Raw genomic sequence first — 26,785 nt, forward strand, 5'->3', positions numbered from 1 at the left:
GATCCTGCTACGTTCGGTCGGTACATTTCGCTGGATTTCGGCATCGTCGGCACGCTCACGGAGTCGGACAAGGAATACCTGGCGCAAAACTTCGTGGCCTTCTTTCGCCGGGACTACAAGCGTGTGGCCGAGCTGCACATCGAAAGTGGCTGGGTGCCTCCCGAGACGCGCGTCAACGACCTGGAGTCGGCCATCCGCGCCGTGTGCGAGCCGTATTTCGACCGCCCGCTCAAGGAAATCTCGCTGGGCATGGTGCTGATGCGGCTGTTCCAGACGTCGCGTCGGTTTCACGTCGAGATCCAGCCCCAACTGGTGCTGCTGCAGAAGACGCTGCTCAACATCGAGGGCCTGGGCCGGGAGCTGGACCCGGAGCTGGACCTGTGGAGCACGGCCAAGCCGTTCCTCGAAAAGTGGATGCTCGAGCAGATGGGGCCGCAGCGCCTGTGGCGCGAGCTGCGCGCCGAGGCGCCGCATTACGCGAAGCTGATTCCCGAGCTGCCGCGCCTGCTGCACGACGCACTGCGCCGCCACCCTGCCGAGATGCAACATTCGGCCCTGCGTGAGCTGCTGGACGCGCAGCACCGCACCAACCGGCTGCTGCAGTCCATCATCTACGGTGGTGTGGGCTTTGTCCTCGGGTTGCTGGCCATGCAGCTTTTCGTCCGGTTGCGGATTCTCTGAACTGAAACGCGGGCGAGGGGGCTGGGAGGGCACGGAAGTTGCCTTCATAATCCGCTGCAAATTTTGTTACGACTCTTGTTCGGGAGCCGTGACCCAGGCGAGTGCCTGGCTGTGGGTGCCGGGATCACGGCGGAGGCCATGGAGCCTCATGCCAGCCTACCGGGCTGCGGCCGGCGCTTTGCCAACATTGCAGAGCGTGGCCGCACACCGTTGAGCCAAGCCCTGTTTTCCACAACCATCCTGGAGTTCCGGAGCGGCCCCATGCTGATCACCTTCATCGTTCTGTACTTGCTGGCCTCGATAGGCATCGGCCTGTATGCCGCGACACGCGTGCACAACACGGCCGACTATGCGGTGGCTGGCCGAAGCCTGCCGCTGGCGGTGGTGATCGCCACCACATTCGCTACCTGGTTCGGCTCGGAAACCGTGCTTGGTGTGTCGGCGCGGTTCGTGGACGGCGGCCTGGGAGCCGTGGTGGAGGACCCGTTTGGCGCCTCCATGTGCCTGGTCCTGGTCGGGCTGTTCTTCGCCTACAAGCTCTACAAGAAGAACCTCATCACCCTGGGCGACTACTACCGCCAGCGCTATGGACGCGTGATCGAGGTGGCCTGTTCCGCGATCATCATGTTCAGCTACCTGGGCTGGGTGGCAGCGCAGATCACGGCGTTGGGCCTGGTGTTCAACCTGCTGACGCAGGGTGCCGTTTCCGTCACGCTGGGCATGGTCATCGGCACGGTCATCGTGCTGGTCTACACCCTGTACGGCGGCATGTGGTCGGTGGCCATGACCGATTTTGTACAGATGATCGTGATCGCTGTGGGGCTGCTGGCCATCGCATGGTACGCGGCGGACCTGGCAGGCGGCGCGGGCAAGGTGGTGGAGTACGCCGCGAGCGAAGGCAAGTTCCGGTTCTTTCCCACGGGCGGCCTCAAGGAATGGACGTTCTTTTTTGCGGCGGCCATCACGATGATGCTGGGCTCCATTCCGCAGCAGGATGTTTTTCAGCGCGTGATGTCGTCCAACAGCGCCGAGACGGCGCGCACCGGCCCGGTCATCGGCGGCGTGCTCTACCTGCTGTTTGCTTTCATTCCCATGTTCGTCGTGACGGCCGCGGTGCTGGTGATGCCTGAAACGGCGCAGGCGTTGCTCAAGGACGATCCACAGAAAGTGCTGCCCACCCTGGTGATGGAGCGCATGCCGCTCGGGTTGCAGATCGCGTTCTTTGGGGCCCTGCTGTCGGCCATCATGTCCACGGCGTCCGCCACGCTGCTGGCCCCCTCCACGACCTTTGTCGAGAACATCCTGCACAACCTTCGCCCCGGCATGACAGACCAGCAAACCCTGAAGGCGATGCGCATCTCGGTGCTGGTGTTCACGGCTTGCGTGCTCACCTATGCGATCACGATGCAGGGCACGTCGATCTATGAGTTGGTGTCCGGCGCTTACCAGGTGCCGCTGGTGGGTGCCTTCGTGCCGCTGGTGTTTGGGCTGTACTGGAAGCGCGCCACCACCCAAGGGGCGATCCTGGCCGTGGCCATGGGCCTGGGCGTATGGCTGCTGTTCGTCGCCAGCCCCATGTTGTCCGAAGCGTTCCCGCAGCAGCTGGCGGGCGTGCTGGCGGCCCTGGTGGGCATGATCGTGGGTTCGCTGGTGCCGCAGTGGGTTGCGGACCACAAAGGCCACGTCACCCACTACGAGGGCAGCGCGGCCTGATGGCGACGCCCCATGCCAAGGGGCATGGGGCTTTGGAATGGGCCTGCCGCCTATAATTGAGGGTTTTGCACTTTCCCTCAACACTCTGACATGCCTATTTACGCCTACAAATGCGGCTCCTGCGGCCATGCCAAGGATGTGCTGCAAAAAATCTCCGACGCACCCCTCACCGTGTGCCCCGCCTGCGGGGCCGAGGCTTTTACCAAGCAGGTGACCGCTGCCGGCTTCCAGCTCAAGGGTTCGGGCTGGTATGTGACCGATTTCCGGGGTGGCAACGGCGGCAGTTCCGCTCCCGCCACCGATTCCAAGGTCGAGGCGAAGGCCGAAACCCCTGCAGCATCCAGCACCAGTGATGCTTCTAAAAAGGAAGCGCCAGCGGCAACCAGCGCAAGCGCTGGCGGCAGTTCTTCCTCTGCAACCACCTCGGCGAACTGAGTTAACCGCATGGCTGCCTTGCGCAAGTGGCTGTTGACCGGCCTTCTGGTGATCGTTCCGGGCGTGATCACGGCATGGGTTCTCAACTGGATCGTGAGCACGCTCGACCAGACCCTGCAGATCCTGCCCGTCGCCTGGCACCCCGACAAGCTCCTGGGCTTCCACGTGCCCGGCTTTGGCGTGGTCCTCACACTGCTGATCCTGCTGGTGGTGGGCGCCACGGCCAGCAACTTTGCGGGCCGCAAGCTCGTGCAGTGGGGCGATGCGATGGTGCACCGGATTCCCGTGGTGCGCTCCATCTACTCCAGCGTCAAGCAGGTCTCCGACACGCTGTTCTCCGAAAGCGGCAACGCCTTTCGCACGGCAGTGCTGGTGCAGTGGCCCCGCGAGGGCGTCTGGACAGTCGCTTTCGTCACCGGCGCGCCCAGCGGCGAGGTGGCAGCCTACCTGCGCGACGAGTTCGTGAGCGTCTATGTGCCCACCACGCCGAACCCCACGGGCGGCTACTTTGTGATGGTGCGTAAGAGCGACTGCGTCGAACTCGATATGACCGTGGACGCCGCCCTCAAGTACATCGTTTCGATGGGGGTGGTGGCACCGCCGGACATCACGGCCGCCCACCCGTCCTCCCTCCAGTAACCGTTTATCTTTTATCGATGCGCCCACGAGGCGTTGAAAGCTCTGCCATGGCCATGCGCTCCCACTATTGCGGTCTTGTGACCGAAGCCCTGATGGGCCAAACCGTCACCCTGTCGGGCTGGGTCAACCGCCGCCGCGACCATGGCGGCGTGATCTTCATCGACCTGCGCGACCGCGAAGGCTATGTGCAGGTGGTCTGCGACCCCGACCGCGCCGAGATGTTCAAGACCGCAGAAGGCGTGCGCAACGAATTCTGCGTGCAGGTGGTGGGCTTGGTGCGCCCCCGTCCCGACGGCACTACCAACGACAAGCTCAAGAGCGGCCAGATCGAAGTGCTGTGCCACGAGCTCAACGTGCTCAACCCGTCCGTCACGCCGCCTTTCCAGATGGACGACGAGAACCTGTCGGAGACCACCCGCCTCACGCACCGCGTGATGGACCTGCGCCGTCCGTACATGCAGCGCAACATGATGCTGCGCTACAAGACGGCCATCCAGGTGCGCAACTTCCTCGACAAGGAAGGCTTTATCGACATCGAGACCCCCATGCTGGGCAAGAGCACGCCCGAAGGCGCGCGCGACTACCTGGTGCCAAGCCGCGTGCACGACGGCCAGTTCTTCGCGCTGCCCCAGTCGCCCCAGCTTTACAAGCAAATGCTCATGGTGGCTGGCTACGACCGCTACTACCAGATCACCAAGTGCTTCCGCGACGAGGACCTGCGCGCCGACCGCCAACCCGAATTCACGCAGATCGACTGCGAGACCTCGTTCCTGAACGAGGAAGAGATCCGCGCCATCTTCCAGCGCATGATTGCCGAGGTGTTCCAGACCCAATTGGGCGTGGATCTGGGCGAGTTCCCCATCATGACCTACCAGGAAGCGGCGCACCGCTTCGGCTCCGACAAGCCCGACCTGCGCGTCAAGCTCGAGTTCACCGAGCTGACCGAAGTGATGAAGGATGTGGAGTTCAAGGTCTTCTCGGGCGCCGCCAACATGAAGGGCGGCCGCGTGGTGGCCCTGCGCGTGCCAGGCGGCTCGGCCGAGAACGGCGGCATCAGCCGCGGCGAGATCGATGCCTACACCGAGTTCGTGAAAATCTACGGCGCCAAGGGCCTGGCGTACATCCGCGTCAACGACCTTTCCAAGGGCCGCGATGGCCTGCAATCGCCCATTGTGAAGAACATCCACGATGCGGCGCTGGAGCAGGTTCTCAAGCTCTCCGGTGCGCAGAACGGCGACCTGATCTTCTTCGGTGCCGACAAGGAAAAGATCGTCAACGACGCCATCGGCGCGCTGCGTCTGAAGATCGGCCACAGCGAGTTCGGCAAGAAGAACGGCTTGTTCGAAAACCGCTGGGCACCGCTGTGGGTGGTGGATTTCCCGATGTTCGAGCACGACGAGGAAGAAGACCGCTGGACGGCCGTACACCACCCCTTCACCAGCCCGAAGGATGGGCACGAGGAGTTCATGGCCACCGACCCGGGCAAGTGCCTGGCCAAGGCCTACGACATGGTGCTCAACGGCTGGGAGCTGGGCGGCGGCTCGGTGCGTATCCACCGCGCCGATGTGCAGAAGAAGGTGTTCGACGCGCTCAAGATCACGCCCGAGGACGCCCAGGCCAAGTTTGGCTACCTGCTGGACGCCCTGCAGTACGGCGCGCCTCCGCACGGCGGCCTGGCCTTCGGCCTGGACCGCCTGATCACGCTGATGACCGGCGCCGAGTCGATCCGCGATGTGATCGCCTTCCCCAAGACGCAGCGTGCGCAGGACCTGCTCACGCAGGCGCCGTCGCCCGTGGATGAAAAGCAGTTGCGCGAACTGCACATCCGCCTGCGCAACCCCGACGCCGTGAAGACGGCCTGATCCAGGTTCTTTCGCGACCGTGGCAGATGCGCTGCGCTTCTCGCGGCATCGCACGAACAGCGGCACGGGCCCCAGGCCTGTGCCGTTTTTTTTGGCCGGCCCAAGCCGGTGTTGAAAGGATGCTCCCGATGCGTTCCATGACCAAGCACGCCCTGGTGGGCGCCGTGGCGCTGCTGGCCCTGGCAGGCTGCGGCGAAAAGAAGACGGAACTGGGCCAGGGCGGCTCGGTCGTCACGGGCTCTGCAGGCCCTCAGGGCGCGCAGAACGCCGCCAAGGAACTGGTGCGCTGCGAGGCGCCTGTGGCCACGCTCGCGCTGGCCGAGAACCCCAACGGCTACACGATGGGATCGGCTTACCAGCTGCCGTCTTCACCGGTCCCGCTGGTCAAGCTGCTGGCCCAGCAAAGCGGGTGCTTCCGCGTGGTGGATCGTTCCGCGGGCCTGCGCGGCACCATCCAGGAGCAAGACCTGAAGGAATCGGGCGTGCTGCGCAAGAACAACTCCACGGTGGCCAAGGGCAAGGGCTACGAAGCGCAGTACACGCTCACGCCCAGCCTCACGTTCAGCGAGCAGGACGCGGGGCGCGGGCTGGCGGGTGTGATCGCGATGATCCCGGTGCTGCGCGACATTGCCGGCCTCGCGGGGCTGGTGGAGCAGGTCAAGTTCAAGGAGGCGCAGACAGCCTTGCTGCTGTCCGACAACGAAACCACCGAGCAAGTGGCCGCCGCTACCGGGGCCGCCCGCACCACCGACCTGGGCGTGGGCGGTTTCATGCTGGGCAAGCTGGGGGGCGCGGCCGGGGCCGGATGGAGCAACACCAACGAGGGCAAGGTGATCGCAGCCGCCTTCCTGGACGCCCACAACCAGCTGGTGGTGCAGGTGCGCGCGCTGCAGGCCAAGGAACTCCCGCCCCCCGTGCCCACCACCAGCTCAGCTGCGCGGTCCAAGGGCGGATAACGGGCCATGGCGATGGCGCCAGCGGCACGGCAGCGGCCCTACAAGCTCCCGGAATCGGTGCTGGTGGTCATCCACACGGCGGCCCTGGAGGTGCTGCTGATCCGCCGCACAGGCGGCGACGGGCACTGGCAATCCGTCACGGGCAGCAAGGACTTTCCCGAAGAGCCCTACGACGCCACCGCTCGCCGTGAGGTGGCCGAGGAAACCGGCATCGACGCGCAGGCCCCCGGCTGCCAGCTCACCGACTGGGCGCTGGAGAACGTGTACGACATCTGGCCGCAATGGCTGCACCGGTATGCGCCCGGCGTGGTGCGCAACCGCGAGCGGGTGTTCGGGTTGCGCGTTCCCTCCGGTACCCCGGTCGTACTCAACCCGCGGGAGCACGATGCTTATCAGTGGCTGCCCTGGCAGCACGCGGCGGACATGTGTTTCTCCGCATCGAACGCCGAGGCCTGCCTGTTGCTGCCGAGGTTTGCTGCTGCGGCTTCCAGCAACCTGAACCGTTCACGCTGAGCTTGACGAAGCGCGGTGCAGAGCTTCGACAAGTCAGCCCGAACGGTGAGTGCGGGTTCGAAGACGAGGGCTCCACAGCGCTAGTCGCTGGACTCCGGCGCGCCGGTATCGCATGGCGTCTCAGACTCCTCTTCCAGCGTGTCCAGCGGCGAGGGCGCCGTGCGCGCCGGATCGCCTGGGCCGCGCCCGCGCAGCACCACGCCGCCCGGCCGCCGTTCGCTGTCCTGCCCCAGGATGGCGCGGGCCGGGGCGCTGCCCACGCGGGCGCGCAACGTGTCGATGGCACTCTGGGAGGCTTCGGGCGAGGCCATGCGCGCGCTGTGCCGCAGCAGCACCTGCTGCGCCATGTCGACCAGCTTGGAATTGAGCGTGCGCTCGGCCTCCTGCAGCAGGTTGTGCACGGCGCCGGCCGGGTTGCCCGCCAGGCTCTGTGCCATTGCCAATTCGGCAGTCTTGTTGATGTGCTGCAGGCAGTCGCGTACCAGTTGGCCGTAAGGCGCGTGCAGGCTGCAGGCGTTGGCCAGCAACTCGGTCAGCCCGCGCGTGTTGGCATAGCGCATGCCGAGGGCGCGCACCCAGGCCTCGCTCTCCGGCAGGTCGATCGACGTGACGGCCAGCACGGCCAGCAGGCTGCCCAGATTGCATGCGGCCTCGAAGTCGAAGCTGCTCGATGTGATTTCGCGGGCCATGCTGCGCACGGACTCCACCGCCTGTGAAAACTGCCGCTGCTGGATCAGCTGAAGCGTGCGCGCCACCTGTGCAAAGCGTTGCACGCGCAAGCTGCCCTCGTGCCGCTCCAGGATCCGTCCAAAGTCAGCGATGCAGCGCTCGATGCCCTTGCGGTCGTTGTCCGCGAAGTACGAGAACGCCAGCAGCACCAGCGACTGGAAGTCGAACAGCTTGGAGTCGATGCCCAGGATGGCCGCCCGGGCCAGCACCTTGCTGGCAGTCTCGCGGTCGCCCATGTAGTACGACATCATTCCCAGCTTCTGCAGCCGCACCACCGAGTCGGGCGTGAGCCCGCTGGCGGTGCGGTAGGTCTCGATGGCCTGCTCGAAATTGCCCAGCTCCACCTGCGCCCGGCCCAGCACGTCGTAGGCATCGGCAAACGATGCGTCCTCGCCGATGAGCTCCTGCAAGGTGGTGATGGCGCGCGCTGCCTGGCCCGATTCGATCTGAGCCCGGGCCACGCCCAGCTTGGCCCAGGGCAGGGCGCGCGCGGCAATCACCGCTTCGAACAGGGTGCGCGCCTCGTCGTGCCGGCCCAGGCGCAGCAGCAATTCGGAGCCGATGCGTGCGGCATACAGCCAATAAGGCTTGCGCGCCTCGAACCGTTCCACACACAGGCGCGCGGCCTTCTCGAAGTCCTCCGCCTCGATCGCGTCGAAGATGGGTTTGAGGTGCACCTTGCGCAGGCGGGCCAGGCTCAGGCGCTCGAACAAGGCGCTGGGCGTGAAGGGCTTGAGCAGGTAGCCATCCAGCGCCGACTCGGCGGCCTCCGCCACGGCGGCGTACGAGGCTTCGGCGGTGACCATGAAGAACACGGTGGAGAACGGCAGCAGCTGGGCGCGGCGCAGGTCGTCCAGCAGCGTCTGGCCCGAGTAGCCGCCCTCGCCAAAAAACTGCTCGCACAGCACGTAGTCAAACACGGTGTGCTCCAGCCGGTTGCGCGCGTCCTGGATGCGGGCGCATTGCACGATGCGCGCGACCCCGTACTCACGCAACTGGGCTGCCAGGATGCTGCGCGAGGTGGCATTGCTGTCGACGATCAGCGCCAGCGCCGAAGGGGGCGCGGTGGAACCGCTTTCGGAAGCCATGAGAAGGGGTATGCCCAGCCTGCAAGGGCTGCGAAATGAGTGCAACCAAGTGTAAACCCGGCCTATACCGGCTGCGGCAGGGCAAACCCGCACCCGCCGCGGCATGGGACACAATCCCCAGTGCGGCTGACGGCGGTGTTTTGCAACTGCCTCACGACGGGGCAGCGTACCCCACGAAAAGACTTTGAACAGGCTCCAAAGACCATGGAACACGACGACATCCTGCGGGTGGCCACGTACAACATTCACAAGGGCGTGCAGGGCATCGGCCCCGCGCGGCGGCTGGAGATTCACAACCTGGGCCTGGCGGTGGAGCAGCTGGATGCCGACATCGTGTGCCTGCAGGAGGTGCGCAAGCTGCACCGGCGCGAGGCCACGTACTTTCAACGCTGGCCCGATCTGCCGCAGGCCGAGTTCCTGGCGCCCGAAGGCTACGAGGCGGTGTACCGCACCAACGCGACCACCAAGCATGGCGAGCATGGCAATGCGCTGCTGTCGCGCTGGCCGGTGATCGGCCACCAGCACGAGGACATCTCGGACCATCGCTTTGAACAGCGCGGGCTCCTGCACGTGGAGGTGGACGCGCACGGCCGCCGCCTGCATGTGATCGTCGTGCACCTGGGGCTTATCCCGGGCAGCCGCATCCGCCAGATCGAGCGGCTGCAACGCTTCATCGAGCGCGAGGTACCGCCCGAGGCACCCCTGGTGGTCGCTGGCGACTTCAATGATTGGGGCCTGCAGGTCAAGCGCATGCTCGCTGCCTTCATGCTGTACGAGTTCGACGCGCCGCGCACCTTCACCTATCCCGCGCGCCTTCCGCTGGCGCAGCTGGACCACGTGTACGTGCGCGGGCTCACGCCGCTGTCGCTGCACGTGCCGCGCGGGCGCATCTGGTGGCGCATGTCCGACCACCTGCCGCTGATCGCCGAGTTCAGGCTTTGAAAGCCCCCCTGAGCCGCACAGCGCCCGGTGTTGCCGCCAGAGCCGGCAACTCCTCGAGGCCGTCCAGGCCTGCCTTGACAGGCTTGGAGCCGCGGCCGCTCAGCCCCCGCGGGGGACGCGGACGCCACCCGTGGCTTGGCAAAGCCCGTTCCACGGTGGCACGGGGTTGGCGTGCGCCCGTTTCAGGGGCCGCTGGCGGTGCGCTGCACGATGGATGGGCGAGATGAGGAAGAAGAAGTCGCTGTTCCGCGCTCACGGGGTTGAGTTTTCGGACGACCACCAGGTGCGCCTGCTGCAGGGGGCCGAGGAACTGTTCCCCGCTCTCGTTGCCGCCATGGATGCCGCGCTGTCCGATATCCAGTTTGAAACGTACATCTTCGACTTCACGGGCGCGGGTGCCGATGTGGGCGAAGCCCTGATGCGTGCGGCTGCGCGCGGCGTGCGCACGCAGCTGGTGGTGGATGGCGTGGGCACCGGCCCGCTGCCGGTGGCGTGGGCCGAGCGGTTCCGGGCGGCGGGCGTGCAATACCGTGTGTATTCGCCGCTGGGGCCGCTGGGGCTGCTGCTGCCCCACCGCTGGCGTCGCCTGCACCGCAAGCTGTGCGTGGTGGACGGCCGGGTGTTGTTCTGCGGCGGCATCAATGTGCTCGATGACTTTCACGACCCCAACCATGGTCCCCTGGAGGCGCCACGGTTTGACTTTGCGGTGGAAGCCACGGGCAGCCTGGTGACCACCGCCAGCGACACCATGGAACAGCTGTGGTGGCGCATGCAGGCCGTGCGCGATGCGCGCGAGCGCCGCCTGCCAGAAGCGCTGCAGGCCCTGCGCGCCGCCAGTGCAGCCAAGCATGCGGCCCGGCTGGCTCAGGCCGCCGATTCCGGCCTGCCGCCCATGCGCGCCGCGCTCTTGCTGCGCGACAACGTGCGCAATCGCAGCCGCATCGAGAAGGCCTACCGCAAGGCCATCGGCGCGGCGCGCCATGAAGTCATCATTGCCAACGCGTACTTCATGCCTGGCGGCAAGCTGCGCCGCGCGCTGGTGATGGCTGCGCGCCGGGGTGTGCGCGTGCGGCTGCTGCTGCAGGGGCGCTATGAGTATTTCATGCAGTACCACGCCGCGCGGCCCGTGTATGGCGCGCTGCTCGAAGCGGGGGTGGAGATCCACGAATACGCCCCCAGCTTCCTGCACGCCAAGGTGGCGGTGATCGATGCGCTGGGCGAGCGGCCCTGGGCCACCGTGGGCTCGTCCAACCTCGACCCCTTGAGCCTGCTGCTGGCCCGCGAGGCCAACGTCGTGGTGGAAGACGCCGCTTTTGCCACCGACCTGCGCCAGCGGCTGGTGCATGCGATGCAGCATGCCGGGCGCCGCATGGACCCCACCCGGTACGCGGGCCGCCCCCTGCGCCAGCGCGTGCTGGACCGCATCGCCTTCGCCCTGATGCGGCTGGCGCTGTGGATCACCGGGAAAAGCTATTGATGGTGCGCGGCGGGCCGCCCGGCAAGCCGTGCCCCCGGGCGGTGAGTCTGTCTGGCCCGACCGTGGCACGCGCAACGCGCCGCGGCGCCGGTTTTTTGCGCAGCGGGCGGGGCAGGCGGTTGCAAATGCGGGATTCCTGCAGGCAGGTTTGCTATTGTATTGATAGCTGCTTGCGCTTGTTCATCAAGCGCCAGAGGCCAAAAACCCTTGAAGTTCGCAGCACCGCATTCGCTGTTACGATTCTTGCCATGTCCAGCCCCACTGCCGCCGATATGACGCCCACCCCGCCGGATGACGAGGGCACGCCCGTCTCCGTGAAGATCCGCGAACGCCTTGCCGCGGCCCGCAAGCGCTTTCATGCCAACGACAACATCGCCGAGTTCATCGAACCAGGCGAGCTGGAAAAGCTGCTCGACGAGGTCGAGGTCAAGATGCAGGGCGTGCTCGACAGCCTGGTGATCAACACCGAGGGTGACCACAACACGCAGAACACTGCGCGCCGCGTGGCCAAGATGTACATCAACGAAGTGTTCAAGGGCCGCTACGTCACGCCGCCCACCATCACCGAGTTCCCGAACGCCGAGCACCTCAACGAGCTCATGATCGTCGGCCCCATCACCGTGCGCAGCGCGTGCAGCCACCACTTCTGCCCCGTCATCGGCAAGATCTGGATCGGTGTGATGCCCAACGAGCACACCAACGTGATCGGCCTCTCCAAGTACGCGCGGCTGGTGGACTGGGTGATGGGCCGCCCGCAGATCCAGGAAGAGGCCGTGGTGCAGCTGGCCGACCTCATCATGGAAAAAACCCAGCCCGACGGCCTGGCCATCGTGATGGAGGCCAGCCACTTCTGCATGTCCTGGCGCGGCGTGCGCGAGATGGACAGCAAGATGATCAACTCCGTGATGCGCGGCGTGTTTCTCAAGGATTCGGCGTTGCGCCGCGAATTCCTGTCGCTCATCCCTGGCAAGAACTGAACCCGAATCGATCGATTGATTGATTGACTGATTGAAGGAGTCGAAGATGCTCGTACGCCTGCTTTACGCCAGCCGCGCCGTGGACACCTCGCCCGAGGCCATTGAAGCCATCCTCACCCAGTCGCGCCAGCACAACCCGGGCTGCGGCATCACCGGCGTGCTGTGCTACGGCGGCGGCGTGTTCCTGCAGGCCATCGAGGGCGGCCGCTCGGCCGTGAGCGAGCTTTACGGCCACATCCAGCGCGACGCGCGGCACAAGGACGTGGAACTGCTGCACTACGAAGAGATTTCCGAGCGCCGCTTTGGCGGCTGGACCATGGGGCAGGTCAACCTCTCCAAGATCAACCATTCCATCCTGCTCAAGTACTCCGAGAAGCCCGAGCTGGACCCGTATGTGGTGTCGGGCAAGGTGTCGTTTGCGTTGCTCGAAGAGCTGATGGCCACGGCATCCATCATCGGAAGGGCATAGAGATCACTCCCCTGAGGCGCTGCGCGCCTTCCCCCCGCTCTCGCACCGCTGCGCGGTGCGGCAGGCGGATGCCACCAGTGCGGCCGGGCGGCCCTTGCACGGTGCCACCCGGCTTGGGGCGCGCCAGTTGCAGATGCCTTGAGAGATGTTCAGCCCTTCGGTCGATAGACCTTTTTTGCGCCACACTAAGCCGCAGCCGACAAGGCACTGCGGCTTTTTGCATTCAAGCCCCCTCTCTTTCTGACCCGTGACCCTTACCGCTTTCGCCCTCATCATCCTCGCCGGCCTGATCCATGCATGCTGGAACATCGCCGCAAAGAAGGCCGGGGGGGACGCGCGGTTCGCGTTCTTCACCTCCTTTCTCATGATGCTGTTCTGGGCGCCGCTGGGCTGGTGGCTGGGGCGCGATGCGGTGCCGCTGTGGGGCGCAGTGGAGTGGGGCTTCGTGGTGGCCAGTGGCGTGCTGCATGTCCTGTACTACGTGATCCTGCTGCGTGGCTACCGCGTGGCCGACCTCACGGTGGTGTATCCGCTGGCGCGGGGCTCGGGGCCGCTCTTGTCGTCGCTGGTGGCCATCACGCTGCTGGGCGAGCGCATCTCGGCGCTGGGCGCGTTGGGCATCGCGGGCGTGGTGGGCGGGGTGTTCCTCATCGCGGGCGGTCCGGGCCTGCTGCGTGCCGCGCACGACCCAGCAGCGCGCGAGCGGGTGCACAAAGGCATGTTGTACGGGCTGCTCACCGGCGCCTTCATCGCGAGCTACACGGTGGTGGACGGCTATGCGGTGAAGGTGCTGCTGATGTCCCCCATCCTCATCGACTACATGGGCAACTTCGTGCGCGTCGGGCTGCTGGCGCCCGTGGTGCTGCGCGATCTGCCCACCGCCCGCACGCTGTGGCTGGCCCAATGGCGCTTTGCGCTGCTGGTGGCGGTGGTCAGCCCCGTGGCCTACGTGCTGGTGCTCTATGCCATGCAGCAGGCGCCCCTGTCGCATGTGGCGCCTGCGCGCGAGGTGTCCATGCTGTTTGCTGCACTCATTGGGGGGCACCTGCTGGGCGAGGGCGACCGTGTGGCGCGCATCTTCGGCGCTCTGTGCATTGCGGCAGGCGTCACCGCGTTGGCGCTGGGATGACGGCCGTGGCATCCCAGCCTCTGCTGCTGGGCTGCGATTTCTCCAGCAGCCCCACGCGGCGCAAGCCCATTGTGCTGGCGCTGGGCCAGCGCCAGGGCGCGCGGGTACAGCTCACTGCGCTGGAGCGGTTTGACACCCTGGCGGCGTTCGGGCAATGGCTCGCCCAGCCTGGCGACTGGGTGGGCGGGTTCGACCTGCCGTTCGGTTTGCCGCGCGAGTTGCTGCAGGCCCTGGGCTGGCCCGCCGACTGGCACGCCTGCATGCTGCACTACCGGGCACTCAGCCGCGAGCAGATCCGCGCGCAGTTTGCGTCTTTCTGCAACGCTCGCCCGGCGGGCGGCAAATTTGCCCATCGCGCCACGGACGGCCCTGCGGGCTCCAGCCCGTCAATGAAATGGGTGAACCCGCCCGTGGCCTACATGCTGCACGCGGGCGTGCCCCTGCTGCTCGATGCCGGCGTGCATCTGCCGGGGCTGCACGCCGGCGACCCTCGCCGCGTGGCGCTGGAGGCCTATCCCGGCCTGCTCGCGCGCGAGGTGCTGCAGCGGCGCAGCTACAAAAGCGACGACCGCAGCAAGCACACGCCCGACCGCCTGATCGCCCGCAAGGACCTGGTGAACGCGCTGGAGATGGGGCAGACCCGGCTTGGGCTGCGCCTGAAGCTCAGCCACGCCCAGCGCGATGCCCTGGTCGACGACGCCAGCGGCGACAGCCTGGACGCGGTGCTGTGCCTGCTGCAAGCCGCCTGGGCCCAGCTGCGCCATGCGGGGGGCGATGCGCTTTATGGTTTGCCGCCCGGGATGGACCGGCTCGAAGGCTGGATCGTGACAGCAGCGATGGACCCGCGTTCAACCGTTGAGAGTCGTTCGGGTTGAGCCGGTCCAAGTCCCGCGCAGCTCGGTGGGAGAGGTTGGGCATCTGGGTGGAAAGACAACCTGCCCGACAAAGCCGGACCACCGCCAATCCACCGCTTTTCCAGACATTGGTACGGCGCAGGCTGCGTAGCATGGCGGGGCATTGCTGATGCTTTGTTGCCTGCCCATGCCTTCCGCTCCCCGTCTTTTGCTCGCCCTGGCTCTCCTGACCCCGCTGTCGCTGCGGGTGCAGGCCGGCCCCGCACCCTGGTACTACTGGCGCAGCCTGGTGGACGGCCAGCGTGTATGCGCGCAGACATCGCCCGGCGCTGGATGGGAGCAAGACAGCGCCGCCTACGAAGGCCCCGGCTGCCAGCCGCGCCGCCAGGTGCTCATCGTGCCCATGCGCCCGTCGCGCTAGCGCGGGGTGTTATAAAAACAATAGCTGCTGGCGCTTGCTGCACAAGCGATAGAGGCCAAAATCACTTGCAATAATGTGTGTACGTTCGATAATGGAGAAAGCCGGTTCCCTCCGGATTCCGCGGCCCCGCCAACGCACACTGCACGCCCTATGACCGAACTGATCCTGATCCGCCACGGCGAGACTGACTGGAACCGCGAGCTGCGTTTCCAGGGCCACGTGGACGTGCCTCTCAACGCCATTGGCCACGAACAGGCCCGCCGCCTGGCCGAGCGCCTGGCTGCGGAGAAGCTGGTGGTGGACCACCTCGTCTGCAGCGACCTCATCCGCACCCAGCAGACAGCCACGCCGAGCCTGCAGGTGCTCTTCCCCCAGGCCCGCATCGACGCCCTCACCGACAGCGCCCTGCGTGAGCAAAACTTTGGCGTGGCGGATGGCAAGCGGGTGGACGATGTCAAGCTGGAGCATGCCGACGCGTGGAACCAGTGGCTGCGCTTCGAGGCCGACTACGGCATGCCCGGCGGCGAGACCACCCGCCAGTTCCATACCCGCGTGATGGATGCAGTGCGCCGCATTGCGCAGCAGCATGCTGGCCAGAAGGTCATGGTCGTCACCCACGGCGGCGTGCTCGACATGGTCTGGCGCACCGCCCGCGGCACGGGCCTCAACGGCCCGCGCCAGAGCGACATCCCCAACGCGGGGCTCAACCGCGTGCGGGTGGACGGCGACACGGTGGAGGTGCTGGACTGGGCCGACGTGCGGCACCTGGCGGATTTGCCGGAACAGCCGGTGTATGACCAGACGAAGCTGGTGGTGCGGTGATGGGCTTGGCGGAAGCCGGCGCCGCAGCACCACCCGCATCAGCGCGGTGGCTGCCCCAGCTGTGAAAGCTGCGCCAGTGGCAAACGGAAGCTGAGGCGGTCCTCCACGCGCAGGGCGCCCATCGCCTCGTAGAACGCGATCCCGCGCAGGTTGGATGCCTTGACGTTCCAGTCCATGCGGCCGCATCCGTTGTCCAGCGCGAATCGGGCTGACCGGCGCACCAGGGCCTCACCCACACCCTGGCCGCGGGCGGGCGCGCGCACATACAGTTCCTTGAGCAGGCACTGCCGCCGCTGCCCGGGGCCGGGCTCCACCAGCGAATACATCAGCATCAGGGCTGCGAATCCCGCCACGGCGCCATGGGTGTCGGTAGCCACCAGCAGATGCAGCCCCGATCCCTCGCGCAGCAGGTTGTCTTGCAAATGGGTCCGCACTTCGTCGCGGGTGGCCGTGGGCGGCTGGTTGTAGTAGGCATGCAGTTCGCAAAGCAGATCCACCAGCGATTCATGCTGTGCGGACTGCAGAAACTCAACAGCCATGTCTTGCGAAACCGGAGGCGTCATCATGGAAAGGCAAGCGTGAGGACCTGGGGCCGTTGGATCATTCACCCAGCGGCAGGCCCAGCATCTCCTGGACCACGCTCGCCTGCCGCGCCAGCCGCACCGACTCCGGCTGCGCATTGACCAACGGCTGCAACACGTTCTGCACCGCCGCCCACTGCCCGTGGCGCTGCAATGCATCCAGCCAGATCTGGTGAAACAGGTCGCGCTGCGCGTGGCTGCCGCCAATCTCCACCAGCCGGGGCAGGGCGACGCCCAGTTTCTCTGCCGCAGTCGCCCATTCGCCTTGCGCATGCGCCAGCAGGCCGTGGGCGGCGGGCACACACACCTGCTGCCACAGCGTGCGGTCGTGTGGCTCGGTGCGGGTGGCGGCGTGGGCTGTGATGTTGTCTTGCAGTGTGCGCGCAGCCTCCATGCGCCCTGCGCGGGCCAGGCCGTAGAGGTATTGCAGGTCCAGGAAGGGCAGCACATGGTCGGCCAGGCGCAGGGCCAGGTGGTCGGCCACGTCGGCCCAGCGGGCGCCCACGTCCACACCCGCCAGCTCCAGCCGTGCCAGCAGCGAAACGGCGCCGATCTGGTCCTGCGTGTATTCCTTGACCACGCCCCACACCTGTCGGTCGTAGAGCGCGAGCACCTCGGCATGCCGGTCCTGCTCCAGCAGGAAGAGCGCCTGGTGCCACCAGTTGTGCGTGACCATGAAGGAATTGAGGCCCGTCCAGGTGTCGCTGACGCTGGCCATGAAATCGGTGCCTTCGCGGATGCGGCCCTGGGTGAGCATCACATGGGCCAGCGCGTGATGGGCCCAGGGTTCCTTGCGGCACAGGGCGATGGCATGGCGGGCCGATGCCTCGGCTCGGTCGAGCAGGTGGCATTGCTCCCAGCCAAAGGCGAGCATGCCGTGCAGGTAGGGCACTTCGGCGGCGGCGGGTGCGGCCTGCAGTGCGATGCGCAGCATGCCGGGAGAGTCGCCGCGGTTGAACAGATGGTATTGGCCGAGCTTGAGGGAAGCCAGGTCGCGCGGGAACAGGCGGGCCTGCTCCTCGTGCAGCGCAATGGCGCGGGGCAGGTCGCCATCCACCCAGGCGGCCACGGCGGCCACGAAGCGCTGCTCGCGTTCGCTCGCCTCGGGCGCGCGGGCCAGCGCGCGGTCAATGAAGGGGCGGGCGTTGCGCGGAGCGTCGGCCGACTCGGCAAACATGTGCAGCGCGGCGCAGCTGGCCTGCACGATGGGGCTTTCATCTGCAGCCGCGTTCAGCACGTTGGCCACGCGAGCTTCGCAGGCGATGAAGCCTTCGACAAAATCGTTCAGCGCGGCGCCGCTGGTCGCGTCGTGCAGCGTGACGGGATTGCCCAGGCTATCGGTTCTTGGTGGCATGTCAGCGATCCACAGTGTTGAGTGTCACTCCCGATGCCTGTGCCCGACACGGCGCAGGCCAGGGCAGCCGCATAAGGGCCGCCGAGACATGTCTATGTCGCTTTCGCTCCGTGCGCTGGCTGCGTCCCCCTGCCCGCAGCGCGCAGCGTTGCGAGAGCGGGGGGAAGGCCCAGAGGGCCTCAGGGGGGCGCCGCTCATTTCAGCCACCTTTGATGAGTGTCAGGTAGGCGTTGCGGGTTTCGGCAGACACCGAGGCCACTAGCTGTTCATGCGGCGTCTGGTGGCGCGCCAGCATGCGGGCCGTGGCGATGGCCCGGGACTTGCAGAACCAGTGGCATGTGTGCTGCATCAGGAACAGCTCGGCCGTCATCATGTAGGCCCGGTCCCTGGGCGCCAGGTGGCCGGTGTTCTGCACCACGTGGGCAATGCCGCGCGCGTGGATGGCCAGGGCCTTGCGCATGTCGAAGGTGAGCGCGGGGAAGAGCTTCTCGGCAAAAGGGATGGCCATGGACAGGCGGCTGACCCGCGCGTCGGCCTCGCTCACCTTGGCGAACTCGGCCGCAAAGCGGCTGAACTGCTCGGTGAGCTGGGATTCGGTGGTGCTCAGCAGACTCCAGATCTGGTTGCGGCGCTCGTCCGTGCTTTCGCCCAGGGCGCGCAGGTAGCCCTCGGTGAGCGCCTCCATGAGCTTCTCGATCTGGTAGTTGGCCAGGTGGCTGCCCAGCAGCGCGATGCGCTTGCGCTGCTCCTTGGCGTTGAGCATGTAGGTGCCGGTGGCGAGCAGTATCGCCAGGAAAAGAATGTCCATGCGGGCGTGGTTGCGAAGGGTTTGAGGCAGGTGCCAGGGCCGGGCGGCTGAAACCGGTAGGTTACCAACAAGCTGCAGCGGTGCGGCCACGCGGGCGCCCTCATGCCGCGGGGGGCTCGGGCCAGGGGCGCTGCGGATCGCGGATCTGCTCGAAGGCATGCGCGACCTGCAACACGCCCAGGTCGTCAAAGCGCGCACCGGCGATCTGCAGGCCGATGGGCAGGCCGGCGCTGGTGTAGCCGCAGTTGACCGAGGCCGCAGGCTGCTCGGACATGTTGTAGGGCACGGTGAAGCCGATGTGCTCCAGCGGCCGCAGCGGATCGTTGGTGGGCGAAGGCAGTTCGGCCTGGAAGGCGACATTGGGGGCCACGGGCGAGATCACATAGTCGAACGCGCTGCAGGCTTTCACGGTGTTCACCCGTGTCAGGTGGAACTGGTGGCTGGCGTTGAAGACCTCCGTGCCGCTCATGCCGGCCGCGCTGTCAGCCCAGGCGCGGATGTAGGGGAGCACCTTGGCGCGCCGCTGGGCGGGCAGGGCCTGCAGGTCGATGTGCGAGCGCATGCGCCAGAAGTGGTCCATGCCATCGAGCATGGCCTGCGTCATGAACGGTGCCATGGGCACGATGGTGGCGCCCGCGCGCTCCATCAGGCGGGCCGCGTGCTCGACGGCGGCTTTCACCTCGGGCTCCACGGGCAGGCCGCAGCCGGCGTCCAGCAGCAGGCCGATGCGCAGGCCACGCAGGCGCTCGGCGCCCTGGTTGAACTGGCCCCAGGCGATGTCCTGCGCGGGCAGGCTCATGCTGTCGCGCACGTCGGGCTGGCTCAGCACCTGCATCATCAGCGCGGCATCCGCCACGGTGCGCGTCATGGGGCCCGCGGCGCGGCCGGTGTAGGGCGGGTCGATGGGGATGCGGCCCAGGCTGGGTTTCAGGCTGAAGATGCCGCACCAGCTGGCGGGCAGCCGCAGCGAGCCGCCGATGTCGGTGCCGATGTGCAGCGGGCCGTAGCCCGCGGCTGCCGCCGCGCCCCCGCCGGCGCTGGAGCCGCCCGGGCCCTTGCGCACGTCCCACGGGTTGCGCGAGAGCGGGTGGAACGACGACAGGCCCGAGGACAGCATGCCGTAGTCGGGCATGGTGGTCTTGGCCACCATGATGGCGCCGGCCTCGCGCATGCGGGCGGCGGGCGGCGCGTCGGCGGGGGCGGGCGCCAGCTCCACGGCGGCCGTGCCCAGCGGCACGGGGTCGCCCTCGGTGGCGATGTTTTCCTTGATGGTGCTGGGCACGCCGTCCAGTGCCCCTTTGGGCTCGCCGCGCAGCCAGCGCGCCTCGGACGCGCGGGCCTGCGCCAGCGCGGCGTCGGGGCGCAGCAGGTACGTGGCACGGATGTGCGGCTCCCACCGCTCGATGTGCGCCAGCACGGCCTCTGTGACCTCCACGGGCGAGAGCGTGCGCTGACGGTAGGCGGCCAGCAGTTCGTGGGCGGGGAGGTCGTGCAGGGCGGTCATGGCAGAGTCTTACAAGTAAAAATGGCCGTTAGCGCTTATCCAACAAGCGCTAGCAGCTATCTATTTAGGAGCTAACGGCTCCGTGCATTTCAGGTATCCAACGCGCTGGCACCGCTCGTAGCCTTGGGTACTGGCGCGGCCCAGGCGCGGGCAGCCGAGCAAGGGCCGCCCCGCAGCGAGGGCTGCGTCCCCCTGCCCGCATGGCGCAGCCATGCGAGAGCGGGGGGACGGCGCGAAGCGACTCGGGGGGTGTCCGATCTCAACTCCAGGACAGCGCCGACAGGTCGTTCACGAACACCGGCATGTCCTTCCACAAGCCCTTGAGGTTCTTGTTCGCCACCGTGATCCACTGGTTGGAGTACAGGAAGGCGTGCACCGAGTCCTCGGCCAGCAGGCGCTGGGCCTCGCCCAGCAGGCGGGCGCGGTCGGCGGGGCGGGCGGCATTCTTGATCTGGTTGAACAGGTCATTGAACTTGGGCGAGTTGTAGGCCCAGTAGTAGTCGGGCTTGGCGAAGTTGCCCAGGTCGAACGGCTCCACGTGGCTGATGATGGTCAGGTCGTAGTTCTTGCTGCCGTAGGTGCCCGACAGCCACTGCGCCCATTCCACGTTCTGGATCTTGGCGACGATGCCCACCTTGGCCAGCTGCGCGGCCACCACCTCGCCGCCCTGGCGGGCGTAGGGCGTGGGGGGCAGCGTCATGGTCAGCTCCAGCGGGGTCTTGATGCCGGCCTCGGCCAGCAGCTTCTTGGCCTTCTCGGGGTCGTAGGGGTTCACGCCCGTGGTGTCCACATAGCCGAACGCGCCCGGCACGTAGTGGCTGCCGATGGGCGCGCCGTAGCCGTCGCCCGCGCCTTCGATGACGGCCTTGCGGTCGATGGCCGCGGCGATGGCGCGGCGCACGCGCACGTCATCCAGCGGCTTCTTGCCGTTGTTGATGGCCAGGATGGTCTTGGCGCGCGAGCCGGCCACCACCACCTGGAACTTGGGGTTGGCCTTGAACTGTGCCACGCTGCGCGGCGTGACGCGCGGGAAGGCATCCACGTCGCCAGCCAGCAGGGCGGCGACCTGGGCGGCGGGGTCGGAGATAAAGCGGAACGTGGCGCGCTTGATCTTGATGGCCTTGGCGTCGCGGTAGCCGTCCCACGCCGTCAGCACCACCGACGAGCCCTTGTTCCACGCCTGCAGCTGGTAGGGGCCGGTGCCCACGGGCTTGATGGCATTGTTGTCGGCGCTCTTGGGCTCCACGATGATGGACGTGGCCTGGCCCAGCACGAACAGCAGGTCGGGGTCGATCTCCTTGTTGAGCAGCACGACGGTGTAGTCGTCCACCACTTGCGTGGTCAGGCCCGCGAAGGTGCGCTTGTCCTTGTTGGTGCTCTTCTCGCCGCCTGCGCGGTCGAACGAGAACTTGACGGCCGCGGCGGTGAAGGGCTCGCCGTTGCTGAACTTCACGCCGCGGCGCAGCTTGAAGGTGTAGGTCTTGAGGTCGGGCGAGACCTCCCAGCTCTCGGCCAGCAGGGGCGAAACACTGCCGTCAGGGTTGATCTTGGTGAGCGTCTCGAAGATGTTGTACTGCACGATCTCGGCAATGGCCGAGGCCGCGCCGGCCGTCGGGTCCAGGCCCGGGGGCTCCAGCGTCATCGCCAGCGTCACTGCATCTTTGCGGCTCTGCGCCAGGGCGCTGAGGGAGGTGGTCAGGGGCACGGCGGCAATCGCGCCAGTGGCAAGGACGGTGCGGCGGTTCAGCATGTTCGGACTCTCCAGACAAAAAAACCAACGAGGGCCCCGGCGCAAATATGCAATTTGTTACCGGGGAGTACGGAAGCGTTTTACACCATTGCGCGTGGATTGGGTTTTGCGGTTTTTGCCGTTGCTGCTGCGACCGCGGCAGCCGCCCTGCGGGCTCGTGCGCGGCCGGGTTGCACTTGCGGCACCGCGCCCACCAGCGACTGGGTGTACGGGTGCTGCGCGTTGCGGAACAGCTCGCCCGGCGAGCCCCGCTCCACGATGCGCCCCTGGTACAGCACCACTACCTCGTCGCACAGGTGGTTTACTACCGCGAGGTCGTGGCTGATGAGCATGTAGGTGATGCCGAACTGCTGCTGCAGGTCCTGCATCAGGTTGAGCACCTGGGCCTGCACCGATACATCGAGCGCGCTCACGGGCTCGTCCGCCACGATAAGACGCGGGCGCGTGATCAGGGCGCGTGCAATGGCGATGCGCTGGCGCTGGCCGCCGGAAAACTCATGCGGGTACTTGCCCAGGTCGTTGGTGCGCAGGCCCACCTGGGCCAGCACCTGCCCGGCCTGCTCGCGCTGCTCGGCGCGGGTGGTCTGGCCCTGCGCCTGCAGCGGCTCGGTGACGATGCGCTCCACCGTCTGGCGCGGGTCCAGCGAGCCATACGGATCCTGGAACACCATCTGGAAGTCGCGCCGCGCCTGGCGCAGCTGCTCGGTGGGCAACTGGTGCAAGTTGCGGCCCAGCAGCTCCACCGTGCCGGAGGTGGGCGTATCCAGCGCCATCACCAGCCGTGCCAGCGTGGACTTGCCCGAGCCCGATTCGCCCACCACACCCAGGCTGCGGCCTGCGGCGATGGAAAAGCTCACGCCGTTGAGGGCCTGCACCGTACCTGGCGGACGGAAGAGGTGCTCGCGCGGCAGCGTGTATTCACGCACCAGGTCCTGCACCTGGAGCAGCGGGGAGTGTGGGGTGCTGCTGCTGATGCTCATGCTCATGCGGCGGCCTCCACGCTGCGGGCTTCTGCAATGGCTTCGCGGCGCAGGCAGCGCACGGTGTGCTCGCCATCGGCATCGCGCGCCGCCAGGGTGGTTGGCGGCGGTTCGTGGTGGCAGGCGTCGATGGTGTAGCTGCAGCGGCCGGCGAACGGGCAGCCCGCCGGCAAGTCCACCAGCTCGGGCACCGTGCCGGGAATGGTGGACAGCCGGGGGCGCTGGCCGGGCGCATGCACGGCGCCCAGGTGGGGGCGCGCCGCAAACAGGCCGCGGGTGTAGGGGTGGGCCATGGCGGAGAAGACGGACGCGGTGGAGCCGCTTTCCACCACCGTGCCGCCATACATCACCATCATGCGGTCCACGTTCTGCGAGATCACGCCCAGGTCGTGCGAGATCAGGATCATGGCCATGTTGCGTTCGGCCACCAAGTCGCTGATGAGGTCCAGGATCTGCTGCTGGATGGTCACGTCGAGCGCCGTGGTGGGCTCGTCGGCAATCAGCAGGTCGGGTCCGCAGGCCAGCGCCATGGCGATGGTGATGCGCTGGCGCTGCCCGCCGGAGAACTGGTGCGGGTAGGCATCGATGCGCTGCGCCGCGTTGGGGATGCCCACGCGGTCCAGCAGCGCGATGGCTTCCTTGCGCGCGACCGTGGCGTCCATGCCGCGGTGCAGGCGCAGCGGCTCGGCCACCTGGCGGCCGATGGTGTGCACGGGGTTGAGCGCGGTCATCGGTTCCTGGAACACCATGCCGATGCGGTTGCCGCGCAACTGGCACATCTGCGCATCGGTGCGGCCCACCAGTTCCTGCCCGTCAAAGCGGATGCTGCCGGTGACCTGCGCGCTCTCGGGCAGCAGGCCCATGAGCGACATCGCGGTGATGGATTTGCCGCAGCCTGACTCACCGATCAGGCCCAGGGTTTCGCCGCGCTCCAGGGCGAAACTCACGCCGCGCACGGCGTCGGCCGGGCCGCGGTGGGTCTGCAGGCGGATGCGGAGGTTGGAGACTTCTAGCAGGGGCATCGTGGGCTTGGGGCGGGCTGTTCTTCTTGGTGTGTCATCAGCGCTTGCGGGCTAGGCGCGGGTCCAGCAGGTCGCGCAGTCCATCGCCCAACAGGTTCAGGCCCAGCACCGCCAGCGCAATCGCCACCCCTGGCCACACGGCCAGCAGCGGCGCCTGGAACATCAGCGTCTGCGCCTCGCTGAGCATGCGGCCCCATGACGGCTGGGGCGGCTGCGTGCCCAGGCCCAGGTACGACAGGGCGGCCTCGGCCAGGATGGCCAGTGCGAACTGGATGGTGGTCTGCACGATTAGCACCGACAGGATGTTGGGCAGCACATGCTCCAGCGTGATCCGCCAGCTGCCCTTGCCGCAGGCGCGCGCGGCCAGGATGTATTCGCGCGCCCACACGGCGTTGGCTGAGGCGCGGGTGACCCGCGCGAAGGTGGGGATGTAGAAGATGCCGATGGCGATGATGGAGTTGACGATGCCCGCCCCGAACACGGCCGTCATCATGATGGCCAGCAGCAGCGCCGGGAAGGCGAACGTGAAATCGGCCAGCCGCATGATGATCTCTTCCACCCAGCCCCGCTTGGCCGCGGCCAGCAGGCCCAGCGCCGTGCCGATGGACAGGCCAATGCCCACCGCGATCACGCCCACCAGGATGGAGTTGCGCGCGCCCACCATCACCAGCGACGCCACGTCGCGCCCGAAGGCATCGGTGCCCAGCCAGTGCCGGGCGGACGGGCCCGCCAGCTTGTTCGCCAAGTCCATCTCGTAGGGGGACCAGGGTGTCCACACCAGCGACAAGGCCGCTGTGGCCAGCAGCAGCAGCGACAGCACCGCGCCGATGACAAAGCTGCTGTGGCGCAGCGCGCGCCGCAGCCCGCTGGGCGCGGCGGCGGGGGCAGTGGTGGAGGAGGGGGGGGAAATGGCGGCGCTCATGGGGAGGGATCGATCAGATCAGATGTCGGAAGCCTTCACGCGCGGGTCGATCACCGCGTACAGCACGTCCACCACGAAGTTCACCACGATGACCATGGCCGCAAGCAGCATCACGCAGTTGCGCACCACGATGAGGTCGCGGTTGGAGATGGACTGGAAGATCAGCCGGCCCAGGCCCGGCAGGTAGAACACGTTCTCCACCACGATGGTGCCCGCCAGCAGCGAGGCAAACTGCAGCCCCATCACAGTGACCACGGGAATCATCGCGTTGCGCAGCACATGGCCCCACAGCGCCGCGCGCTGCGAGAGGCCCTTGGCCCGCGCGGTGCGCACGAAGTCCTCGCGCAGCACCTCCAGCACGGCCGAGCGCGTGATGCGCGCCAGGATGGCCGCCTGCACCACGGCCAGCGCAATGGCGGGCAGCAGCAGGGCCTTGAGGGCTTCGAGCGGGCTGCCGCCGGCATCTTCCGTCCAGCCCGGAAAGCCGCCGGCCGAGAACCACTGCAGCTTCACCGAAAAGAGCAGGATCAGCAGGATGGCGAACCAGAAGTTGGGAATCGCGATGCCGATCTGCGCCAGCGTCATCACGCCCACGTCGCCCAGCTTGTTGTGGCGGGCCGCGGCGTACACGCCCGCCGCCAGCGCCAGCACGGTGGTGATGACCATGGCCATCAGCGCCAGGGGCACGGTCAGGGCCAGGCGCTCCAGCACCAGGTCCAGCACGGGCGAGCCGTAGGCATAGCTGTCGCCCATGTTGCCCACGACCAAGCCGCTGACCCACTGCCAGTAGCGCGCGCCGGCGGGCTGGTCCAGCCCCAGCTTGGCCGCCAGCGCGGCGACTGCCTCGGGCGAGGCATCGGGACCCATCAGCATCTGGGCAGCATTGCCCGGAAGGATTTCCAGCACCAGGAACACGACGACGGAGGCGCCGATCAATGTCGCGACCAGTGTGGCCAACCGTTTGAGAAAAAACAGACCCATGGAGTGCGCAGGAAAGAAGAGGACAGTGGGTGGGACGCGCTGGCAGAAAATTAATGTGTATACACAGCATAACGGCAAACACATCCCCGTCAGCAGTGGTGGGTTGCAGTGTGGCATGCAAGGCACATGCCGTCGGCGCGGGATAATACGGAGCATGCAACGCGCAGCGCACCCTTTCGCCATCGTTTTCGGCTCAGCCCCTCCGGAGGTCGTATGGCACTGATGATTACCGACGAATGCATCAACTGCGACGTCTGCGAGCCCGAGTGCCCCAACCAGGCCATCTACCTGGGGCAGGAGATCTACGAAATCGACCCCGGCAAGTGCACGGAATGCGTGGGGCATTTTGACGAGCCCCAGTGTGTGCAGGTCTGCCCCGTGGCCTGCATTCCGGTGAACCCGCAGCATATCGAGAGCCGGGAGACCCTCTGGCAGAAGTTCCAGCGCCTGCAGGTTTCCACCGCCGGTTGATTTAATGTGTTTTTAGCCTTTGGCGCTCATCTGGCAAGCGCGTGATGCTATAAAAAAAGTAGCATCCGTCCGTTCAATCCTCTACGGGGCGAGGTGGCTTGGGGCGGGGCGGTTTGGTGGTGTGGATGAGCAGGGTGGCTTTGTCCATCTCGCCGGCCAGCATGGCCGGGTAGGCTTTCAGCGAATGCGCGATGCTGTCTTCGATCAGCGTGCGCTGGTCCGGGGCGGGTTTCTTGAGCACCCAGTTGGCCACTTCGCTTTTCACGCCCGGGTGGCCGATGCCCACGCGCAGACGCCAGTAGTCGGGCGAACCCAGCTGGCTGTGGATGTCGCGCAGGCCGTTGTGCCCGGCGTGGCTGCCGCCCCGCTTGAGCTTGACTTGGCCCGGCGGAATGTCGAGTTCGTCGTGCACCACCAGGATCTCTTCGGGCTGAATCTTGAAAAAGCGCACCAGCGATGCCACGGACTTCCCTGAAAGGTTCATGAAGGTCTGGGGCTCCAGCAGCCACACGCTTTGCCCGTGCACCGTGGTGCGCGCCACCAGGCCGTGGTAGCTGCGCTCGGGCAGCAGAGTGACTTTCAGTTCGCGCGCCAACGCGTCAATCCACCAGAAGCCGGCGTTGTGGCGGGTGGCCTCATAGTCCGGCCCAGGGTTTCCAAGGCCTACAAACAGCTTGATCATTTGGGAATTATCCGTGCGCGGGA

Annotated in this window: 26 protein-coding genes and 1 pseudogene; 16 read left to right on the forward strand and 11 right to left on the reverse strand. The window is 66.8% G+C overall.

Annotation, left to right across the window (positions count from 1 at the left end):
• The 7 genes and pseudogenes from MRY84_RS20100 to nudB all read left to right on the forward strand — a co-directional run.
• Positions 1–681 (forward strand): annotated as a pseudogene (locus MRY84_RS20100) (ubiquinone biosynthesis regulatory protein kinase UbiB); the annotation flags it as partial.
• Between the two features lie 261 nt (positions 682–942).
• On the forward strand, positions 943–2,394 hold the full coding sequence (locus tag MRY84_RS20105) for a sodium:solute symporter family protein (protein WP_291507455.1): 1,452 nt from the start codon (positions 943–945) through the stop codon (positions 2,392–2,394).
• 90 nt (positions 2,395–2,484) lie between these two features.
• The gene (locus MRY84_RS20110; RefSeq protein ID WP_291507456.1) at positions 2,485–2,829 is read left to right on the forward strand and encodes an FmdB family zinc ribbon protein; all 345 of its coding nucleotides are present in this window, start codon (positions 2,485–2,487) and stop codon (positions 2,827–2,829) included.
• A gap of 9 nt (positions 2,830–2,838) precedes the next feature.
• On the forward strand, positions 2,839–3,468 hold the full coding sequence (locus MRY84_RS20115) for a DUF502 domain-containing protein (RefSeq protein WP_291507457.1): 630 nt from the start codon (positions 2,839–2,841) through the stop codon (positions 3,466–3,468).
• Between the two features lie 47 nt (positions 3,469–3,515).
• Positions 3,516–5,330 (forward strand): aspartate--tRNA ligase, encoded by a 1,815-nt coding sequence (gene aspS, locus MRY84_RS20120; protein WP_291507458.1) that lies wholly within the window; start codon positions 3,516–3,518, stop codon positions 5,328–5,330.
• Between the two features lie 128 nt (positions 5,331–5,458).
• On the forward strand, positions 5,459–6,286 hold the full coding sequence (locus tag MRY84_RS20125) for a CsgG/HfaB family protein (protein ID WP_291507459.1): 828 nt from the start codon (positions 5,459–5,461) through the stop codon (positions 6,284–6,286).
• A 12-nt stretch (positions 6,287–6,298) separates the two neighbouring features.
• Positions 6,299–6,799 carry a dihydroneopterin triphosphate diphosphatase gene (gene nudB, locus MRY84_RS20130; RefSeq protein ID WP_291507478.1) on the forward strand — a complete coding sequence of 167 codons (501 nt, stop codon included), beginning with the start codon at positions 6,299–6,301 and terminating at the stop codon, positions 6,797–6,799.
• 80 nt (positions 6,800–6,879) lie between these two features.
• Here the strand turns inward: nudB and MRY84_RS20135 are convergent, their stop codons facing one another.
• Positions 6,880–8,616, reverse strand: coding sequence for a tetratricopeptide repeat protein (locus MRY84_RS20135; protein ID WP_291507460.1), 1,737 nt, complete (start codon positions 8,614–8,616; stop codon positions 6,880–6,882).
• A 204-nt stretch (positions 8,617–8,820) separates the two neighbouring features.
• On the opposite strand from MRY84_RS20135, the gene MRY84_RS20140 reads away from it, so the two are divergent.
• The 8 genes from MRY84_RS20140 (at position 8,821) to MRY84_RS20175 (ending at position 15,707) form a co-directional block, all read left to right on the forward strand.
• A complete protein-coding gene (locus tag MRY84_RS20140; RefSeq protein ID WP_291507461.1) occupies positions 8,821–9,558 on the forward strand; it encodes an endonuclease/exonuclease/phosphatase family protein in 738 nt (245 codons plus the stop codon).
• Positions 9,559–9,781: 223 nt separating this feature from the next.
• Positions 9,782–11,035, forward strand: coding sequence for a cardiolipin synthase ClsB (gene clsB, locus MRY84_RS20145; RefSeq protein WP_291507462.1), 1,254 nt, complete (start codon positions 9,782–9,784; stop codon positions 11,033–11,035).
• Positions 11,036–11,283: 248 nt separating this feature from the next.
• A complete protein-coding gene (gene folE / locus MRY84_RS20150) occupies positions 11,284–12,012 on the forward strand; it encodes a GTP cyclohydrolase I (protein ID WP_291507463.1) in 729 nt (242 codons plus the stop codon).
• Positions 12,013–12,058: 46 nt separating this feature from the next.
• Positions 12,059–12,481: a BLUF domain-containing protein gene (locus MRY84_RS20155; RefSeq protein WP_291507464.1), complete on the forward strand. Its 423-nt coding sequence runs from the start codon at positions 12,059–12,061 to the stop codon at positions 12,479–12,481.
• 247 nt (positions 12,482–12,728) lie between these two features.
• The gene (locus MRY84_RS20160) at positions 12,729–13,610 is read left to right on the forward strand and encodes a DMT family transporter (protein WP_291507465.1); all 882 of its coding nucleotides are present in this window, start codon (positions 12,729–12,731) and stop codon (positions 13,608–13,610) included.
• A complete protein-coding gene (locus MRY84_RS20165) occupies positions 13,607–14,485 on the forward strand; it encodes a DUF429 domain-containing protein (RefSeq protein WP_291507466.1) in 879 nt (292 codons plus the stop codon). The genes MRY84_RS20160 and MRY84_RS20165 overlap by 4 nt, the downstream gene beginning before the upstream one ends.
• Before the next feature lie 166 nt (positions 14,486–14,651).
• Positions 14,652–14,885 carry a hypothetical protein gene (locus MRY84_RS20170; protein WP_291507467.1) on the forward strand — a complete coding sequence of 78 codons (234 nt, stop codon included), beginning with the start codon at positions 14,652–14,654 and terminating at the stop codon, positions 14,883–14,885.
• A gap of 150 nt (positions 14,886–15,035) precedes the next feature.
• Positions 15,036–15,707, forward strand: coding sequence for a histidine phosphatase family protein (locus MRY84_RS20175; RefSeq protein ID WP_291507468.1), 672 nt, complete (start codon positions 15,036–15,038; stop codon positions 15,705–15,707).
• A 38-nt stretch (positions 15,708–15,745) separates the two neighbouring features.
• Here MRY84_RS20175 and MRY84_RS20180 read toward each other — a convergent pair whose 3' ends face one another.
• The 9 genes from MRY84_RS20180 to MRY84_RS20220 all read right to left on the reverse strand — a co-directional run bounded on the left by MRY84_RS20180 (position 15,746) and on the right by MRY84_RS20220 (position 25,609).
• Positions 15,746–16,273, reverse strand: a complete 528-nt coding sequence (locus tag MRY84_RS20180) for a GNAT family N-acetyltransferase (protein WP_291507469.1) — start codon at positions 16,271–16,273, stop codon at positions 15,746–15,748.
• Positions 16,274–16,307: 34 nt separating this feature from the next.
• Positions 16,308–17,642, reverse strand: a complete 1,335-nt coding sequence (locus MRY84_RS20185) for a tetratricopeptide repeat protein (protein ID WP_291507470.1) — start codon at positions 17,640–17,642, stop codon at positions 16,308–16,310.
• A 199-nt stretch (positions 17,643–17,841) separates the two neighbouring features.
• Positions 17,842–18,450: a hypothetical protein gene (locus MRY84_RS20190; RefSeq protein WP_291507471.1), complete on the reverse strand. Its 609-nt coding sequence runs from the start codon at positions 18,448–18,450 to the stop codon at positions 17,842–17,844.
• A gap of 100 nt (positions 18,451–18,550) precedes the next feature.
• Entirely contained in the window at positions 18,551–19,954 is a 1,404-nt protein-coding gene (locus MRY84_RS20195; protein WP_291507472.1) for an amidase, read from the reverse strand.
• A 259-nt stretch (positions 19,955–20,213) separates the two neighbouring features.
• Complete coding sequence (locus tag MRY84_RS20200) at positions 20,214–21,704, reverse strand: ABC transporter substrate-binding protein (protein WP_291507473.1); 1,491 nt, start codon at positions 21,702–21,704, stop codon at positions 20,214–20,216.
• 80 nt (positions 21,705–21,784) lie between these two features.
• Positions 21,785–22,684: an ATP-binding cassette domain-containing protein gene (locus MRY84_RS20205; protein WP_291507479.1), complete on the reverse strand. Its 900-nt coding sequence runs from the start codon at positions 22,682–22,684 to the stop codon at positions 21,785–21,787.
• Between the two features lie 2 nt (positions 22,685–22,686).
• Positions 22,687–23,706 carry an ABC transporter ATP-binding protein gene (locus MRY84_RS20210; protein ID WP_291507474.1) on the reverse strand — a complete coding sequence of 340 codons (1,020 nt, stop codon included), beginning with the start codon at positions 23,704–23,706 and terminating at the stop codon, positions 22,687–22,689.
• 37 nt (positions 23,707–23,743) lie between these two features.
• A complete protein-coding gene (locus MRY84_RS20215) occupies positions 23,744–24,628 on the reverse strand; it encodes an ABC transporter permease (protein WP_291507475.1) in 885 nt (294 codons plus the stop codon).
• 18 nt (positions 24,629–24,646) lie between these two features.
• Positions 24,647–25,609, reverse strand: a complete 963-nt coding sequence (locus MRY84_RS20220; protein WP_291507476.1) for an ABC transporter permease — start codon at positions 25,607–25,609, stop codon at positions 24,647–24,649.
• A 213-nt stretch (positions 25,610–25,822) separates the two neighbouring features.
• On the opposite strand from MRY84_RS20220, the gene MRY84_RS20225 reads away from it, so the two are divergent.
• Positions 25,823–26,080 carry a YfhL family 4Fe-4S dicluster ferredoxin gene (locus MRY84_RS20225; protein ID WP_291507477.1) on the forward strand — a complete coding sequence of 86 codons (258 nt, stop codon included), beginning with the start codon at positions 25,823–25,825 and terminating at the stop codon, positions 26,078–26,080.
• Between the two features lie 73 nt (positions 26,081–26,153).
• Here the strand turns inward: MRY84_RS20225 and pth are convergent, their stop codons facing one another.
• Complete coding sequence (pth, locus tag MRY84_RS20230; RefSeq protein WP_291507480.1) at positions 26,154–26,762, reverse strand: aminoacyl-tRNA hydrolase; 609 nt, start codon at positions 26,760–26,762, stop codon at positions 26,154–26,156.
• Positions 26,763–26,785: the final 23 nt, after the last annotated feature.

The sequence above is a fragment of the Acidovorax sp. genome (assembly GCF_022763525.1).
GTDB lineage: Bacteria > Pseudomonadota > Gammaproteobacteria > Burkholderiales > Burkholderiaceae_C > Acidovorax.